Source organism: Microvirga massiliensis (assembly GCF_001006805.1).
GTDB classification, from domain to species: domain Bacteria; phylum Pseudomonadota; class Alphaproteobacteria; order Rhizobiales; family Beijerinckiaceae; genus Microvirga; species Microvirga massiliensis.
In genome coordinates this window covers 549,948-563,902 of sequence record NZ_LN811353.1, presented here as the reverse complement: position 1 = coordinate 563,902, position 13,955 = coordinate 549,948, and the positions used below count along the sequence as shown (strand labels likewise).

The 13,955-nt window shown below is 62.9% G+C and carries 17 protein-coding genes; 7 read left to right on the top strand and 10 right to left on the bottom strand.

Annotation, left to right across the window (positions count from 1 at the left end; genetic code table 11):
* Positions 1-3 precede the first annotated feature (3 nt).
* The 7 genes from BN1233_RS15185 (at position 4) to BN1233_RS15155 (ending at position 4,566) form a co-directional block, all read left to right on the top strand.
* The gene (locus BN1233_RS15185) at positions 4-1,044 is read left to right on the top strand and encodes a branched-chain amino acid ABC transporter permease (protein WP_048709231.1); all 1,041 of its coding nucleotides are present in this window, start codon (positions 4-6) and stop codon (positions 1,042-1,044) included.
* Complete coding sequence (locus tag BN1233_RS15180) at positions 1,041-1,760, top strand: ATP-binding cassette domain-containing protein (protein WP_046864378.1); 720 nt, start codon at positions 1,041-1,043, stop codon at positions 1,758-1,760. The genes BN1233_RS15185 and BN1233_RS15180 overlap by 4 nt, the downstream gene beginning before the upstream one ends.
* Before the next feature lie 24 nt (positions 1,761-1,784).
* On the top strand, positions 1,785-2,486 hold the full coding sequence (locus BN1233_RS15175; protein WP_046864377.1) for an ABC transporter ATP-binding protein: 702 nt from the start codon (positions 1,785-1,787) through the stop codon (positions 2,484-2,486).
* A 56-nt stretch (positions 2,487-2,542) separates the two neighbouring features.
* Complete coding sequence (locus tag BN1233_RS15170; RefSeq protein WP_046864376.1) at positions 2,543-2,755, top strand: hypothetical protein; 213 nt, start codon at positions 2,543-2,545, stop codon at positions 2,753-2,755.
* A 134-nt stretch (positions 2,756-2,889) separates the two neighbouring features.
* Positions 2,890-3,792 (top strand): TIGR02587 family membrane protein, encoded by a 903-nt coding sequence (locus tag BN1233_RS15165; protein WP_082145464.1) that lies wholly within the window; start codon positions 2,890-2,892, stop codon positions 3,790-3,792.
* 8 nt (positions 3,793-3,800) lie between these two features.
* A complete protein-coding gene (locus BN1233_RS42930; RefSeq protein WP_048709229.1) occupies positions 3,801-4,217 on the top strand; it encodes a hypothetical protein in 417 nt (138 codons plus the stop codon).
* Positions 4,218-4,305: 88 nt separating this feature from the next.
* Positions 4,306-4,566 carry a DUF3297 family protein gene (locus tag BN1233_RS15155; RefSeq protein WP_046864375.1) on the top strand — a complete coding sequence of 87 codons (261 nt, stop codon included), beginning with the start codon at positions 4,306-4,308 and terminating at the stop codon, positions 4,564-4,566.
* A gap of 421 nt (positions 4,567-4,987) precedes the next feature.
* Here BN1233_RS15155 and BN1233_RS15150 read toward each other — a convergent pair whose 3' ends face one another.
* From BN1233_RS15150 to gcl, 10 genes are all read right to left on the bottom strand, one after another.
* The gene (locus BN1233_RS15150; protein WP_046864374.1) at positions 4,988-5,440 is read right to left on the bottom strand and encodes a hypothetical protein; all 453 of its coding nucleotides are present in this window, start codon (positions 5,438-5,440) and stop codon (positions 4,988-4,990) included.
* Between the two features lie 69 nt (positions 5,441-5,509).
* Entirely contained in the window at positions 5,510-6,271 is a 762-nt protein-coding gene (locus tag BN1233_RS15145; protein ID WP_046864373.1) for a TerC family protein, read from the bottom strand.
* Between the two features lie 489 nt (positions 6,272-6,760).
* A complete protein-coding gene (locus BN1233_RS15140) occupies positions 6,761-7,324 on the bottom strand; it encodes a DUF2076 domain-containing protein (RefSeq protein ID WP_046864372.1) in 564 nt (187 codons plus the stop codon).
* 136 nt (positions 7,325-7,460) lie between these two features.
* A complete protein-coding gene (locus tag BN1233_RS15135) occupies positions 7,461-8,177 on the bottom strand; it encodes a Bax inhibitor-1/YccA family protein (protein WP_046864371.1) in 717 nt (238 codons plus the stop codon).
* A gap of 22 nt (positions 8,178-8,199) precedes the next feature.
* Entirely contained in the window at positions 8,200-8,961 is a 762-nt protein-coding gene (locus BN1233_RS15130; protein WP_046864370.1) for an anti-sigma factor family protein, read from the bottom strand.
* Positions 8,954-9,502 (bottom strand): sigma-70 family RNA polymerase sigma factor, encoded by a 549-nt coding sequence (locus BN1233_RS15125; protein WP_046864369.1) that lies wholly within the window; start codon positions 9,500-9,502, stop codon positions 8,954-8,956. The genes BN1233_RS15130 and BN1233_RS15125 overlap by 8 nt, the downstream gene beginning before the upstream one ends.
* Positions 9,503-9,859: 357 nt before the next feature.
* The gene (locus BN1233_RS15120; RefSeq protein ID WP_046864368.1) at positions 9,860-10,147 is read right to left on the bottom strand and encodes a hypothetical protein; all 288 of its coding nucleotides are present in this window, start codon (positions 10,145-10,147) and stop codon (positions 9,860-9,862) included.
* 191 nt (positions 10,148-10,338) lie between these two features.
* On the bottom strand, positions 10,339-11,244 hold the full coding sequence (gene glxR, locus BN1233_RS15115; RefSeq protein ID WP_046864367.1) for a 2-hydroxy-3-oxopropionate reductase: 906 nt from the start codon (positions 11,242-11,244) through the stop codon (positions 10,339-10,341).
* A complete protein-coding gene (gene hyi / locus BN1233_RS15110) occupies positions 11,241-12,056 on the bottom strand; it encodes a hydroxypyruvate isomerase (RefSeq protein ID WP_046864596.1) in 816 nt (271 codons plus the stop codon). Before hyi ends, glxR begins: the two co-directional genes overlap by 4 nt.
* Before the next feature lie 23 nt (positions 12,057-12,079).
* Positions 12,080-13,855 carry a glyoxylate carboligase gene (gene gcl / locus BN1233_RS15105; protein WP_046864595.1) on the bottom strand — a complete coding sequence of 592 codons (1,776 nt, stop codon included), beginning with the start codon at positions 13,853-13,855 and terminating at the stop codon, positions 12,080-12,082.
* Positions 13,856-13,955: the final 100 nt, after the last annotated feature.

The window sequence follows — 13,955 nt, the reverse complement described above, 5'->3', positions numbered from 1 at the left end:
TCCATGACGCAGATCGATACTCGTGCGTCCCACGGCCCCGTCGCGGCCACGAGCGTCCGGCCCGGATCGCCTGCAAGAGTTGTTCGAAGCGAGGCGAGCCTAGCGATCCTCGTCTTCGCTACACTCTTCGCCATCCCGCTGCTGTACGAAGGATATGCCATCTATATCCTCCCGCAATATATGCTGTTCGGCGTGATGGCCATGTCGCTCGCACTTCTGTGGGGCTACACGGGCGTCCTCAGCTTCGGGCAGGCCGGCTTTTTCGCCATCGGGGGCTACATCATGGGCCTGCTCATGTCGGCTGCCCTCCCGATCAACCCTGCCTATCTTGCCCTAGTCGCGGCGGCGAGTGCCGGCGCATGCATCGCAGCGCTCATCGGCTGGTTCCTGTTCTCCGCCGGTGTCAGGGACGCATATTTCGTGCTCGTCACCCTGGCATTGTCGATTGTCATCGAGCAGCTCTCCGTAAGCCAGAGTCAGATCACCGGCGGCTGGAACGGAATGTTCGTGATGCGGCCTTCACTCACCTTTGGCATCGGTGAGATCTCCCTCTTTGAAGACAGGCCGATCTACTACGTCATTCTCATCTTCACGGCACTCGTTTATTTTTGGCTTTCTGCCGCCGTTCGCTCCCGATTCGGGAAAATCCTGATTGGAATCAGGGAGAACGAGCCACGCATGGAGGCTCTCGGATTTGAGACCTCTCTCTACAAGACTGCCGCCTTTGCGCTATCCGGGGCTGTCGCCTGCTCGGCGGGCGCGCTCTACGGAGCCCATTCGGGCTTCATCTCTCCCTCATTAGGAGGCGTCCTTTTCTCGACCGAGGTTGTCGTGTGGGTTGCGATCGCCGGGCGCTCGTCGCTTCTGGCAGCCCTGCTGGGCGGGATCATCGTATCTTCGCTATCGAATGCCTTGAGTGCAGTAACTCCTGAATATTGGCAGCTCATCATCGGCGTTTTGTTCATCGTCTCGATTGCCTGGTTCCAAGGTGGCATGGCTGGCGCGGTAAGCAATTTCCTCGAGAAGCGAGGAGACCCTCGGTGACTGAAATCCTGCGGGTCGAAAACCTCACGAAGCGGTTTCAAGGGATAGTCGCCAATGAGGGAATATCGTTGACTCTCGGTGCGGGCGAGATTCGGTCCATCATTGGACCCAACGGTGCGGGCAAGACGACCTTCATCAGCATGATCTCAGGCCATCAGCGTCCTACCGAGGGGCGCATCCTCTTCAGTGGCCATGACATTACCGGCTTGTCGGTTCCGAAGCGTGCGCGTTTGGGCATCGCGCGGAAGTTTCAGACCCCGTCGGTCTTTCCGGAACTTACGGTCATCGAAAATCTCGAACTCGCTGTCCTGGCCGCCGAACGAAAGACCGTCCAACAGCAAGGCCGGATCGGTGAACTCCTCGAGACGATACGTCTCGGCGAATTCGCAGAGCGCAAAGTTGCGGCCTTATCTCACGGGCAGCGCCAATGGCTCGAGATCGGGCTGCTGCTTGGAATGAACGCACGCTTGATGCTGCTTGATGAGCCGACCGCAGGCATGACCGCGGAGGAAACACATGCCACCGGAAAACTCATTCGTGCGCTTACGAGCGATCTCGGGCTCTCCGCCATCATCATCGAACACGACATCAATTTCATACGGGATCTCAAAGCGCCGGTAACAGTGTTTCATCTCGGCCGGGTGTTCCGGGAGGGAGGCTTCGAATCCATTTCAGCCGACGAAGAAGTCCGCAGCATCTACCTAGGAATGGATTGACAGGCGAACGGCTGGAACCCCGTAATGGATATTATTGTCGAAAGCGTTCATGCCGGTTATGGCAAGGCTGAAGTCCTGAGGGGACTGTCCCTGAGACTTCCCGAGCGCGGTGTGCTCGGTGTCCTTGGTCGCAATGGCATGGGCAAGTCCACACTGGTGCGCTGCATCGCGGGGCTCAATCCGCCCACTTCCGGGCGCATCACAGCGGGCTCTCGAGACATTACCGCCCTAGAGGCGCATGAGCGCGCACGTCTGGGTCTCACCACGGTCGTTCAGGGACGGGGCGTTTTTCCGAACCTCACCGTACGTGAAAATCTCGAGATGGGCCGCATTGCCTCTGGGCGGAGCCTCCCGTCGCGGCTCGACGAGGTGGTCTCCTACTTTCCACGCCTCGGGGAACGAATGAGCCAGAAGGCGGGAACCATGAGTGGCGGCGAGCAGCAGATGCTTGCGATCGGCCGTGGACTCATGACCCACCCGAAGGTGATGCTTCTGGATGAGCCGTCGGACGGAATCATGCCGGTCCTGGTGCATCAGATCGCGGATATCTTGGCTCGCATCAACCGTGAAAGCGGCCTCACAATCCTGATTGTGGAACAGAATGTACCCATGATCTTTCGAATGACTGACCGATGCGTGATCATCGAGAAAGGTCAGGTGGTTGCATCCGGCACTCGCCCGGAACTTGAGGCATCCAACGCTATGCATGAATATCTCGCCGTATAAGGCACCGTCACACTGGCGTTCTCGCCAGTGGATCGCCCAATGGAGAAGGTCTCTGGGTGCTGCTCGTCATGCTGGCGCCGATCACGATTGCGGCCGACAACATCTATCGGGCCCAGTTCTGGCCGAAGGACAGTGGACCCATGGATCTCGCGCTCGCGATGTCCGGCGCCGGCGCCTTCTGGCTCGTGGGAGGCTTGCTCGTGACCGGCCGGGCCTCCTTCGGATATCCAGCCCGAGGGCAGAGGCGACCTGGCTCTCGGCGGCCTTGATCTGTCTCGGCGTGCTGATCTCGGAGGTCGTGAAATGGCGCGCCGGGAATGCAGCCCCGGTACGCCAGAGCGCTTAAGGCTGCCGGCCGATTCCGCCTCGCGAACCATCCGCGTGCTTGACCGTTGATGGTCCGATGAGCACGGCCCTACGAGATCATCCTCTGGACGTCCAGCCCAACCCTCGAGCTTTCGATAGGGCAACTGCAGAGGACGACAAACCGCCTCGCGGGCGGAGCAGTCATTGGCTGCGTGATCTCGCGCGCGCCTTTGCGGGCGCAGCGATTTTCGGGCTGCCGCTTCTCATGACGATGGAGATGTGGTGGCTCGGTTTCTCCCTGAACCCTCTCAAGCTCGCGCTGTTCGTCGGGCTGTCGCTGCCGCTCTTGATCGGCCTTGCCTATTACTCAGGCATTAGAGACGCATTCGACTGGCAGGACGATGTCGTCGATGGCTTCGCGGCTCTTGCGATCGGGGCTCTGACCTCCGCCCTCGTGATGACGCTGCTCGGTATCCTGACCTGGCGTGAGGATTTTTCAGAGATCGTCGGCAAGATCGCAATTCAGATGGTGCCGGCAGCGATGGGTGCCGTTCTTGCCCGCGAGCAGCTCGGCCAGCAAGGCGACCAGCAGGTCGAGCAAAAGGAAGAGGTGGCTTATTTTGGAACGCTTTTTCTGATGGCAGCGGGGGCGCTCTATTTCGTCTTCAATCTCGCTCCCACGGAGGAGATGATCGTGATCTCCTTCAAGATGAGCTCCTGGCACGGGATTGCACTGGCTCTGTTCTCCGTCGCGATCCTGCACGCCTTCGTCTATCAAGTCGGCTTCTACGGCCAGGAGAAAGCCGAGGCCAAAGGCTTCTGGTCGCTGCTCCTCCGGTTCAGCATCGTGGGATACGCGGTCACGCTCCTGGTCAGCACCTACATTCTCTGGACGTTCGGCCATTTCGCAGGCCTTGGACTTGCCGACGGTGCGCTCATCGTGGTGATCCTTGCCTTTCCCGGGGCCTTGGGCGCCGCTGCGGCCCGCCTGATCCTGTGAGGTCGGCCGTGGAGCACGAACCAGGGAATCAAAAGGGCGACGAGGAGAAGGAAAAGATTCCATGGCCCGAGAGGCTGACGGCCCTTGCCGGCTTTCTGATCTTCGTAGCCACGATCGGAATCCTGGCCTATGAGGGCCTGACACGGAACGGGGACGCCCCCGCGATCTCGGTGCACGTCGTGTCGATCGTCGATCAGCCGACCGGGTATCTCGCGAGGATCGTTGCGCGGAATTCCGGCGGCGCGACTGGAGCGGAGGTTCAGATCGTGGGCGAGTTGATGCAGGGCAACAAGGTCGTCGAGGAAAGCACGACGACTTTCAGCTTCGTGCCCGACGGGGCGGAACGGCGTGGCGGCCTGTTCTTCCAGAACGATCCCCGTCTCCATACGCTGAATGTCCGCGCCACTGGATACGAGGATCCGTGACCCTCTGAACCGGATCGTTGCGCAAGCCAAGCCGATTGGCCGTCGCGGCGGATCTCGCTAGCCATTCGCCAAATTGGGAAAATACTCCATGACCAATTCACTGCCCGATCGTCTGTCCACCAATCCGGACAGCCCGTACTATGACGAGGCGTTGCTCGCACGCGGCATCGGCATTCGTTTCAACGGTGCGGAGAAAACGAATGTCGACGAATATTGCGTCAGCGAAGGCTGGATTCGCGTGGCGGCTGGAAAGGCCAAGGACCGCGCCGGGAATCCCATGACGATCAAGCTGAAAGGACGCGTCGAGCCCTACCTGCGGGATAGTGGGGACGAGGGCTCGGCGGCCTGAGGTTCTACACGCTCAATACACTTTCCGCCCCCTGCCGTCATGGCGAGCCGCAGGCGAGGCGAACCATCCGTCGACGGGTAGATTGCTTCACTTCGTTCGCAATGACGAAGAGGGCGTGAGGGCGGGAAGTGCAGGGCCGGAACCGGAGTAGCGCCGGACCCACTGCCGTCTTTGCGAGCCGCGGGCGTGTGCACTGCCAGTCCCATCGCACCTCCGTCCTTGCGAGCCGCAGGCGAAGCAATCTACCCGTCGACGAATTCGCTCCTGGATCGCTTCGCTCCGCGCGCAATGACGAAGAGAACGGGAGAAAGGGAGTGTATGGCCGGAAACGGAGTGGCGCCGGACTCGGTGGGTCATTGCGAACAAAGTGAAATATTCCAGGATCGGGTGCCGACACCTGGATCGCCACTGTGATCGCGCCTTACAATTCCGTATCGTCACTCGGCTTGGCGCCGGCGGGTGGCGTGCTCGTCACGTTGATCTTGACGGTGTGGGACTCAATCTTGCCGCTGGCGGATCTCACCTCGTAGCTGACTTCGTCGGTTCCGGTGTACTGTGCGTTGGCCTTGTAGAATACACCCTGCGCCTTCGCCTCGAGCTTCGGACAGCGTGTGATCCGGCCGGCCTTCAGCGTGCCGCTTCGGACGTTCAGCTCGCCGTGCTTGGGCGGGGTCACCACCCGGATCGTCGGCAGTGGCCCTGACGTGCAATCCTTCGTGACGTTGCCATAGACTCCGAGACGGCGCGACTTGCCGGCATCCGCGTCGACGCTCCGGTAGCCGCTGTTGGTCTGTGCCCATGCGGCAATACTGGGCAGGGCGACGAAGCAAGCAAGAGCCGCCATGGCAGCGGCAGAGCGTTTCATAGCGATCATCTATTCACTCCGTTCGGTCTGGCATGGTGGGAAAGACGAAAGGCTGCGACAGCAGTTTCCTCCGCCACGTCATGGTTGTTCCGAAGCGGCGGAGCGCGCCTCGGCCTTGCGGCGCGCGGCTCGCCGCGAGAGCATGTTCAGGGCCTCGACCGCGGCCGAGAACGCCATTGCGGTGTAGATATAACCCTTCGGGACATGCGCTCCGAAGCCCTCGGCAATCAGGGTCATGCCGATCATCAGGAGGAATCCCAAGGCCAGCATCACGATCGTCGGGTTGGCGTGGATGAAGCGGGCCAGCGGGTCGGCGGCCAGGAGCATCACCGTTACGGCGACGACGACGGCGATCACCATGATCGCCACGTGGTCCGTCATCCCAACCGCGGTGATGATGCTGTCGAGCGAAAAGACGAGATCGAGCAGGAGGATCTGTCCGATGGCGACACCGAAACTTATAGTTCCCCGCGCGGTGTCGAAGAGATCGTCGCCCGGAGTGGGATCGACGTTGTGATGGATTTCCTTCGTGGCTTTCCAGACGAGAAAGAGGCCACCGCCGATCAGGATCAGGTCCCGCCATGAGAACGAGTGCCCGAAGACCGTGAAGACTGGCTGCGTGAGCTGGACGATGATCGCGATCGTTCCCAGCAGCGCCAGTCGTAGAAACAGCGCCAGCCCGATCCCGATCCGCCGTGCCTTCGCGCGCTGATGTTCGGGAAGCTTATTGGTCAGGATCGAGATGAAGATCAGGTTGTCGATCCCCAGCACGACCTCCATGACGACCAGGGTCGCGAGCGCAACCAGCGCCGTCGGCTCGGAAATCCACGTGAAGTCCATTTAATATTCCTTTCGGGCATCTGCCCGGAGGGCTCAGGTCGGCATGACGGAAGCGGCTAGGCCGCCAGCCATCTCGGGTCGCGCATTTCGAGAGCAGTAACGGGCGAGGTGGTTGATCCGTTGCCGTGAATCACGCCGCTACTAATAGCTCGGCCAGAGCGGCGAGCACGTCGACATGGCGGCCGTTCCTGCCACCGCTTCGAGGCCCCACTCCACGTCTCGCCAGGCTCACCCGTTCATGTAGCCGCAGCCCAGCGGCCAAGCGTCATCGGGTTTCCGCAACACCTTCAGCCCTCGCCACAGCGGTGCGGCTCCCGTAGGAGCGGACATGGTCCTGTGTCGAGCAGGTTCGCAAGCGCTGTCAGCTGCCGTGCGCACTTTGCGACGGCCGGGTTTTCATGGGCTCCAGATTCGAGCAGATCCGGCCGTTCCAAGGTTGTCCGGGCGGTGTGCCTCTCATCCCGCACATCGCCCGAACCTGGCTCTGGGTTAGATATCGTCGAACCCGAAATCCTCTCCGGAATCGCCGAAGTCCTCTGCCGCAGCCTGTTGCGGTTCAGGCTGGCCCGCCTCCGCGGCATTGGCCTCGTCCCCCCCGAACGCGTTGGCGATCATGTTGCCGAGGAGCACGCCGCCCGCGACACCCATGGCCGTCTGGGCCGCTCCGGCGAGAAAGCCGCCGCCGCCCCGCCCTGGAGCCATGCTACCCATTCCGGGAGCCATGTGGGGAGGCATGCCGGGCGTTTGATACTGATGCGACATCGGCTGTGGCCGCGCCTGGCCGCCGCCGAAGAGGCCCGACAGGAAGCCCCCGCCACCCGCGGGGCGGCTCGCGACTTGCTGCTCGAGCTGGGCGATGCGCGCCTGGGCGGCATTGAGAGCCTGCTCCTGCACGACGATCGTCTGCGCCATGAAGTAGGGCGCAGCGGGCTGAGTGGTGATGCGGGACTGGATGAAAGCTTCCGCCTCCGCATCGCGAGCGCCGCTCTGGCGCTCGACCTGACCGAGCTTGGTGAAAAGCCCATCGATGGCCTGACGATCCTGATGGTCCATGGAGTCTTGTCCTCGTTGCTTGTCGAAAAGGGATCCACTTCCCGCTCTCACGAGATGGCAGGAGTGGGAACAGATTGATGAAGCGGCTTCTCCCGCGAGCTACGGACCGGGGAGAAGCTGATCGGCGTCGGTGGGATTACTCTTCCCGCTGGCCCGTGAGGCTGAGCAGGAGCTGGAAGAGATTGACGAAGTTCAGGTAGAGCGAGAGCGCACCGAACACCGCGAGCTTGGTGTTGGTCTCGTGGCCGAAGCTCTCGGCATACTGCTCCTTGATGCTCTGCGTGTCATAGGCAGTCAGCCCCGTGAACACGAGCACGCCGATGATCGAGATCGCGAACTGGAGCGCCGTCGAGCCGATGAAGAGATTGACGAGCGACGCGATCACGACGCCGATCAGGCCCATGAACAGGAAAGAGCCGAACTTCGAGAGATCGCGCTTCGTGGTGTAGCCCCACAGGCTCGTCGCGCCGAACATCGCGGCCGTGATGAAGAAAGTGCGCGCGATGCTCATTCCCGTGAAGACGAGGAACACGGAGGCGAGCGACAGGCCCATCACCGCGCAGAATGTCCAGAACAGGGTTTGCGCCGTCGCGGCCGAGATCGCGTGGATGCGGAACGAGAAGAAGAATATGAAAGCGAGCGGCGCCAGCATCACGACCCACTTCAGCGGGGTCTGAAAGATCGGCACGTGGAGCGCGGGCGTTGCAGCGACGACGAACGCGACCAGGCCCGTGATCACGAGGCCGAGGCCCATGAAATTGTAGACTCGCAGCATGTGCTGCCGCAGGCCCTCGTCGAAGAGGGCGGTTCCGGCACGCGTGGCGCCGGTCTGCCAAGCATAGGGTGTATTCATCACATCTTCCTCTGGTGGTGGGTTACTGAACTTTGCTCGAGAGCCGGAGCGCCGCCTTCTCGAGGGCTCTCTCGGAGCCCGCTCCGGTCAGCGCGTAGGCGAGCGAGCCCGTCTGCCAGTAAACGGACCTGGCGCCGTCGAATCGCGCCACCGTGGGCGCGACGACGTCGAAAGCGGGAACCTGGGCGGCGAACAGCGAGATCCGGCCGAGATCATCGGCCTCGAGGCTCATCTCGACGCTGTGGCCGTCCCGGGATGGGAAGACCTGCGCATCGAGAACTTGCCAGTCACCCGGCAGCGGCGGCAGCCGAACGCCGGTCTCGACGAGGATCTCGGCGGGATCGTAGCGGGTCGTCCGGGGCTGAGAAGCCATCCGGGCGCGCAGCAGCGCCGTCCGATGCGCGTGCAGGGCCTCCTCGACGAAAGCCGGAGGTTTGGGCGAGGCCTCGCTGCCGGTGATTCCGAGCTCGCCCTGCGCATGGGCGAACCAGCCGAAGCCCACCAGGGCGACCATGGCGGCCAGGCGACGCAAGCGCTGCCCGATCTCGCGCCAGGCGAGGGCGCGCTCGAGGCGGTTGGCCGCCGCGAGCGTCTCGTCCGCAGGGCGTGGCAAGGGAACCGCGAAGGACAGGCGAAGCGCGTGGCGGGTCCGCAGGTCGGCCATCACCCGTGCAGCCGCCGTGGGATGCCGGGCGAGATAATCCTCGACCTCGATCCGACGGGCCACATCGATCTGATCGTCCACATAGCCCAGGAGGTCGGCTTCGGTGATCGGGTCATTCATGCGAGCCTCCGACGACACGCAGGTTGGGGCGTTGGCCTGTCGCGATCTGGAGCGGCCCCTGCCCGGCCTCGAAGGCGCGCAAGGCGGCGCGCGCCCGCCCGAGGCGCGACATCAGGGTTCCGGTCGGGATCCCGAGCGCGGCCGCGGCCTCCTGATAGGACAAGCCTTCCACGGCAACGAGATGCAGGGCCGAGCGCTGCTCGTCGGGCAGGTACAGGAAGGCCTGCCGGATCTGCTGGAACCGGACACGGCTTTCCTGGTCTGCGGGGAGCTCCGCCGTAGCGATCTCGGCAAGCTGCTCGATGCGGAGGCTTTCCGCATTCCGGCGGCGACGCTCATCGATGAAGGTGTTGTGCAGAATGGAGAGAAGCCAGACGCGCAGGTTGCCGCCCAGGCGAAAGGAGCCTCGCCGCTCGTAGGCGCGCACGAGGGTATCCTGCACGAGATCCTCGGCCTGGCTCTCGTCGCGCGTCAGCGCTCTCGCGTAGCGGCGCAGCGGCCCGAGGAAGCCGACGACGTCCATGCGCTTTCCATCATCCATGATCGGTATACGAAGCGGAACGCCGTCCTAATCCGGACCTCGCCGGAATTTTTTGCAGGCGCTTCGCATCAGCCGCCGATCCTCGGAAACGAGCGGCCATGCGCCGCTCTCCCCAATGAAGAGGTTGAGAACTCGATATGTGCTGGAAGCCAATGGCCGGATCTCCAGTTGCGATCGCGCTCTTGGGCGCAAGGGCAAGAGAAGAAGTCCGACATCGCGAGCGGCGGCTCGCCAGAGGGGCCCGGACCCCATGATGAGGCTCAGATAGAAAACGCATGCCCCCGCCGCAAGGGCGGCGACGATATTCGGAGCATATTTCAGGCTGGGCTTGGCCTCGCCGGATCTCGAACCGACGGCCTAACGACGGTCCACGACGGTGTATTCGCCCTCGATGACGAGATTATCGGCCTGCCGAGCATAGTGCTGTCGGGCATATTGCTGCCGCGCCTGACGCAGCTTGCGGCGCAGATAGAGATGGAGGGCGAGGCCGCCCGCCAGGGCGAGCGGAAGAATCACCACGAAGGTCGTGAAGGCGATCAGCAGGACTGCGAGACCGAACGCGACCAGGATGGCGAGCCGGATCGTGGAGCCCCAGAACTGCTGCGAGCCCATGACCTTCCCGAGGTCGCCGAGCGCTGTCCACATGATGCCCTCCTGCGCGATCCGAACCGTTCCCGCCGAGCGGCAGGCTACCGCACCTGTCTAGCGGAGCAGCGATGAACATGCAGTGGGCGGAACATTACAATCCGTTCATGTTCGGGCGACAGGATGCCTCATGAAAAAAGCCTGCGGCCGGGAGGGAGCCGCAGGCTTTCGCGCCCGACGTCGATCAGGTGTCAGGCTGCTTTTGACGCAACATCCTCGGCACTGATCTCGTGGTTCGCCAGCAACTCGAGCGCGCGGACCATACCGGAGTGATCCCACCCGGCGCCGCCGTTCGCCGCACAGGCGTTGAACAGCTCCTGGCACGTCGCCGTGTTCGGGAGGCTGACTCCGAGCGCCCTCGCGCCCTGGAGCGCGAGATTGAGGTCCTTCTGATGCAGCTCGATACGGAAGCCCGGATCGAACTTGCGGGCGATCATGCGCTCGCCATGAACTTCGAGAATTCGCGATGACGCGAAACCGCCCATCAGCGCCTGCCGGACCTTGCTGGGATCGGCGCCGGCCTTCGAGGCGAACAACAGCGCTTCGCCGACCGCCTCGATCGTCAGGGCAACGATGATCTGGTTCGCGACCTTCGTGGTCTGCCCATCACCGTTACTACCCACGAGCGTGACGTTCTTGCCCATCAGGTCGAAGAGCGGCTTAACCTTGTCGAAGGCGCGCTGCGGACCGCCGACCATGATGGTGAGGCTCGCGGCCTTGGCGCCGACTTCACCGCCGGAGACCGGCGCGTCGAGATAGTCGCACCCGCGCTCGTTGATGCGCTTCGCGAAATCCTTCGTGGCAATCGGCGAGATCGAGCTCATGTCGACGACGATCTTGCCGGGGGAAAGACCCTCGGCCACGCCTCCGGAACCGAAGAGCACTTCCTCGACCTGCGGCGTGTCCGGCACCATCAGGATGATGACGTCCGCCTTCTCCGCGATCTCCTTGCTCGATGCGCAGCCCACGGCACCGGCGGTGATCAACTCCGCCGACCGTTTGCGATTCGCGGGCACGAACAATTCGTGCCCGCCGTTCTTGAGATGCCCCGCCATGGGGCACCCCATGATCCCGAGCCCGATGAATCCGACCTTCATGCCAACACCTCTTCACGGATCGTTCTCTGTACAGGGCGCAGATAGCCTCGTGCCCATCCGAGGCCGCCCGAGGTCGTTCCCCTCGGCTTGTATTCGCACCCGATCCAGCCTTCGTAGCCTACGCCGTCGAGAAGGTCGAACAAATAGAGGTAGTTGATCTCACCGGTTCCCGGCTCATGACGGCCCGGGTTATCCGCGACCTGGATGTGCGCGATGCGATTGCTCAGGCGACGGAAGGTGGCTGCGAGTTCCCCTTCCGTCCGCTGCTGGTGATAGAGGTCGTATTGCAGGAAGAGATTGTCCGAACCGATCTCGTCCATGAGTTCGACCGCCTGGTCGACCCGGTTGAGCCAGAAGCCCGGGATGTCGAACCTGTTGATCGGCTCGATGAGCAGGCGGATCCCGGCGCGCTTCAGCTCGCGCGCCGCGAAGGTGAGGTTCTCGACCACGACGTGCCGCGTCTCGTCCGGATCCGCACCCTCCGCTGGAATCCCAATCAGGCAGTTCACCTGCGGGCAGCCAAGCGCCGTCGCATAGTCAATCGCGCGGCCGACGCCATCCTGGAACTCGCCGACCCGGTCGGGAAGGCAGGCGATTCCACGCTCGCCCTTGTCCCAGTCGCCCGCGGGCAGGTTGTGCAGAACCTGCACGAGATCGTGCTTCTGCAGGCGCTCGACGAGCCGCTCCTTCTCGAAGGCATAGGGGAAGAGATACTCTACGGCATCGAACCCATCGCGCTTCGCGGCTGCAAAGCGTCCGAGGAAATCATGCTCACCATAGAGCATGGTGAGGTTGGCCGCGAATTTGAGCATGTCGAACATCCGTTTCTTATCACTTATTCAGCGGGGGTGAGTGTGGCCGGCGCATCGACTGGTTCGCCGGCGAGCTCCTCGAATTCGACCACGTTGTCGATCTCGGTTCCCATCGCGATGTTGGTCACGCGCTCGAGGATGATTTCGACGAGCACGGGCACGCGGAACTCCTTCATCAGAGCCTTCGCCTCAACGAATGCAGGCTGGATGTCCTCGGGCTTCGTGACGCGGATCGCCTTGCATCCGAGGCCGAGCGCCACCGCCACGTGATCGACACCGTAGCCGTCGAGATCCGGCGCATTCACGTTCTCAAAGGACAACTGCACGCAGTAATCCATGTCGAAGTTGCGCTGGGCTTGGCGGATGAGGCCGAGATAGGAGTTGTTCACCACGACCTGGAGATAGGGCAGATTGAACTGCGCCCCGACGGCCAGCTCCTCGATCAGGAACTGGAAGTCGTAGTCGCCGGAGATCGCAACGATATCGCGATCGGGATCGGCGGCGCGCACGCCGAGCGCTGCAGGAATCGTCCAGCCGAGCGGACCGGCCTGACCGCAATTGATCCAGTTCCGGGGCTTGTAGACATGCAGGAACTGCGCAGCAGCGATCTGCGACAGGCCGATCGTCGAGACGTAGCAGGTCTCGCGGCCGAAGGCGCGATTCATCTCCTGGTAGACGCGCTGCGGCTTGATCGGAGCGTTGTCGAAGTCGGTCCGCCGCAGCATGCTCTTCTTGCGCGCGCGGCATTCGCCGGCCCAGCCAGAGCGATCCGGCAACTTCCCGGAGGCGCGCCACTCGGTCGCGACTTCCACGAACAGCTCGAGTGCTGCGCCCGCGTCGGAGACGATGCCGTAATCCGGAGCGAAGACGCGTCCGATCTGAGTCGGCTCGATGTCGACATGCACGAATTTGCGGTCTTTGGTGTAGGTTTCGACCGACCCCGTGTGGCGGTTCGCCCAGCGATTGCCGATGCCGAGCACGAAATCGGACGCGAGCATCGTTGCATTGCCGTAACGGTGGCTCGTCTGGAGGCCGACCATGCCGGCCATGAGCGGATGATCGTCCGGGATGGTACCCCAGCCCATGAGCGTCGGGATGACCGGCACGCCCGTCACTTCGGCGAACTCGACGAGGAGATCGGAGGCGTCGGCGTTGATGATCCCGCCGCCTGCGACGATCAGTGGACGCTCCGCCACTGCGAGCATCGAGAGAGCCTTCTCGACCTGGGCGCGGGTCGCGCGCGGCTGATAGATCGGCAGCGGCTCATAGGTGTCGATGTCGAACTCGATCTCGCCCATCTGCACGTCGAGCGGCAGGTCGATCAGAACGGGCCCCGGCCGCCCCGAGCGCATGACGTGAAAGGCCTGCTGGAACACCCGCGGCACGAGCGCGGGCTCGCGCACCGTGACGGCCCATTTCGTGACGGGCTTCGCGATGGATTCGATATCGACGGCCTGGAAGTCCTCCTTGTAGAGGCGCGCCCGGGGAGCCTGCCCGGTCACGCAAAGGATCGGGATCGAATCCGCCCAGGCCGAATAGAGGCCGGTGATCATGTCAGTGCCGGCCGGGCCCGACGTGCCGATGCAGACGCCGATATTGCCGGCGGACGCCCGCGTATAACCCTCGGCCATGTGGGCGGCGCCTTCGACGTGGCGCGCCAGAATGTGGCGGATGCTATTCCGCGACCGCATGGCCGCATAGAACGGATTGATTGCGGCGCCGGGCACGCCGAATGCGCACGAGATCCCTTCCCGCTCCAGCACCCGAACCGCGGCTTCCGTCGCTCTCATCCGTGCCATGATCATCTCCTCCCAAGGCAGATGAGGTGACGCTACTGGATCCGGAGAGGGGCTGGTATACCAGATACAGCTATTTGACTTATTCCGAAGCGGAATAAGT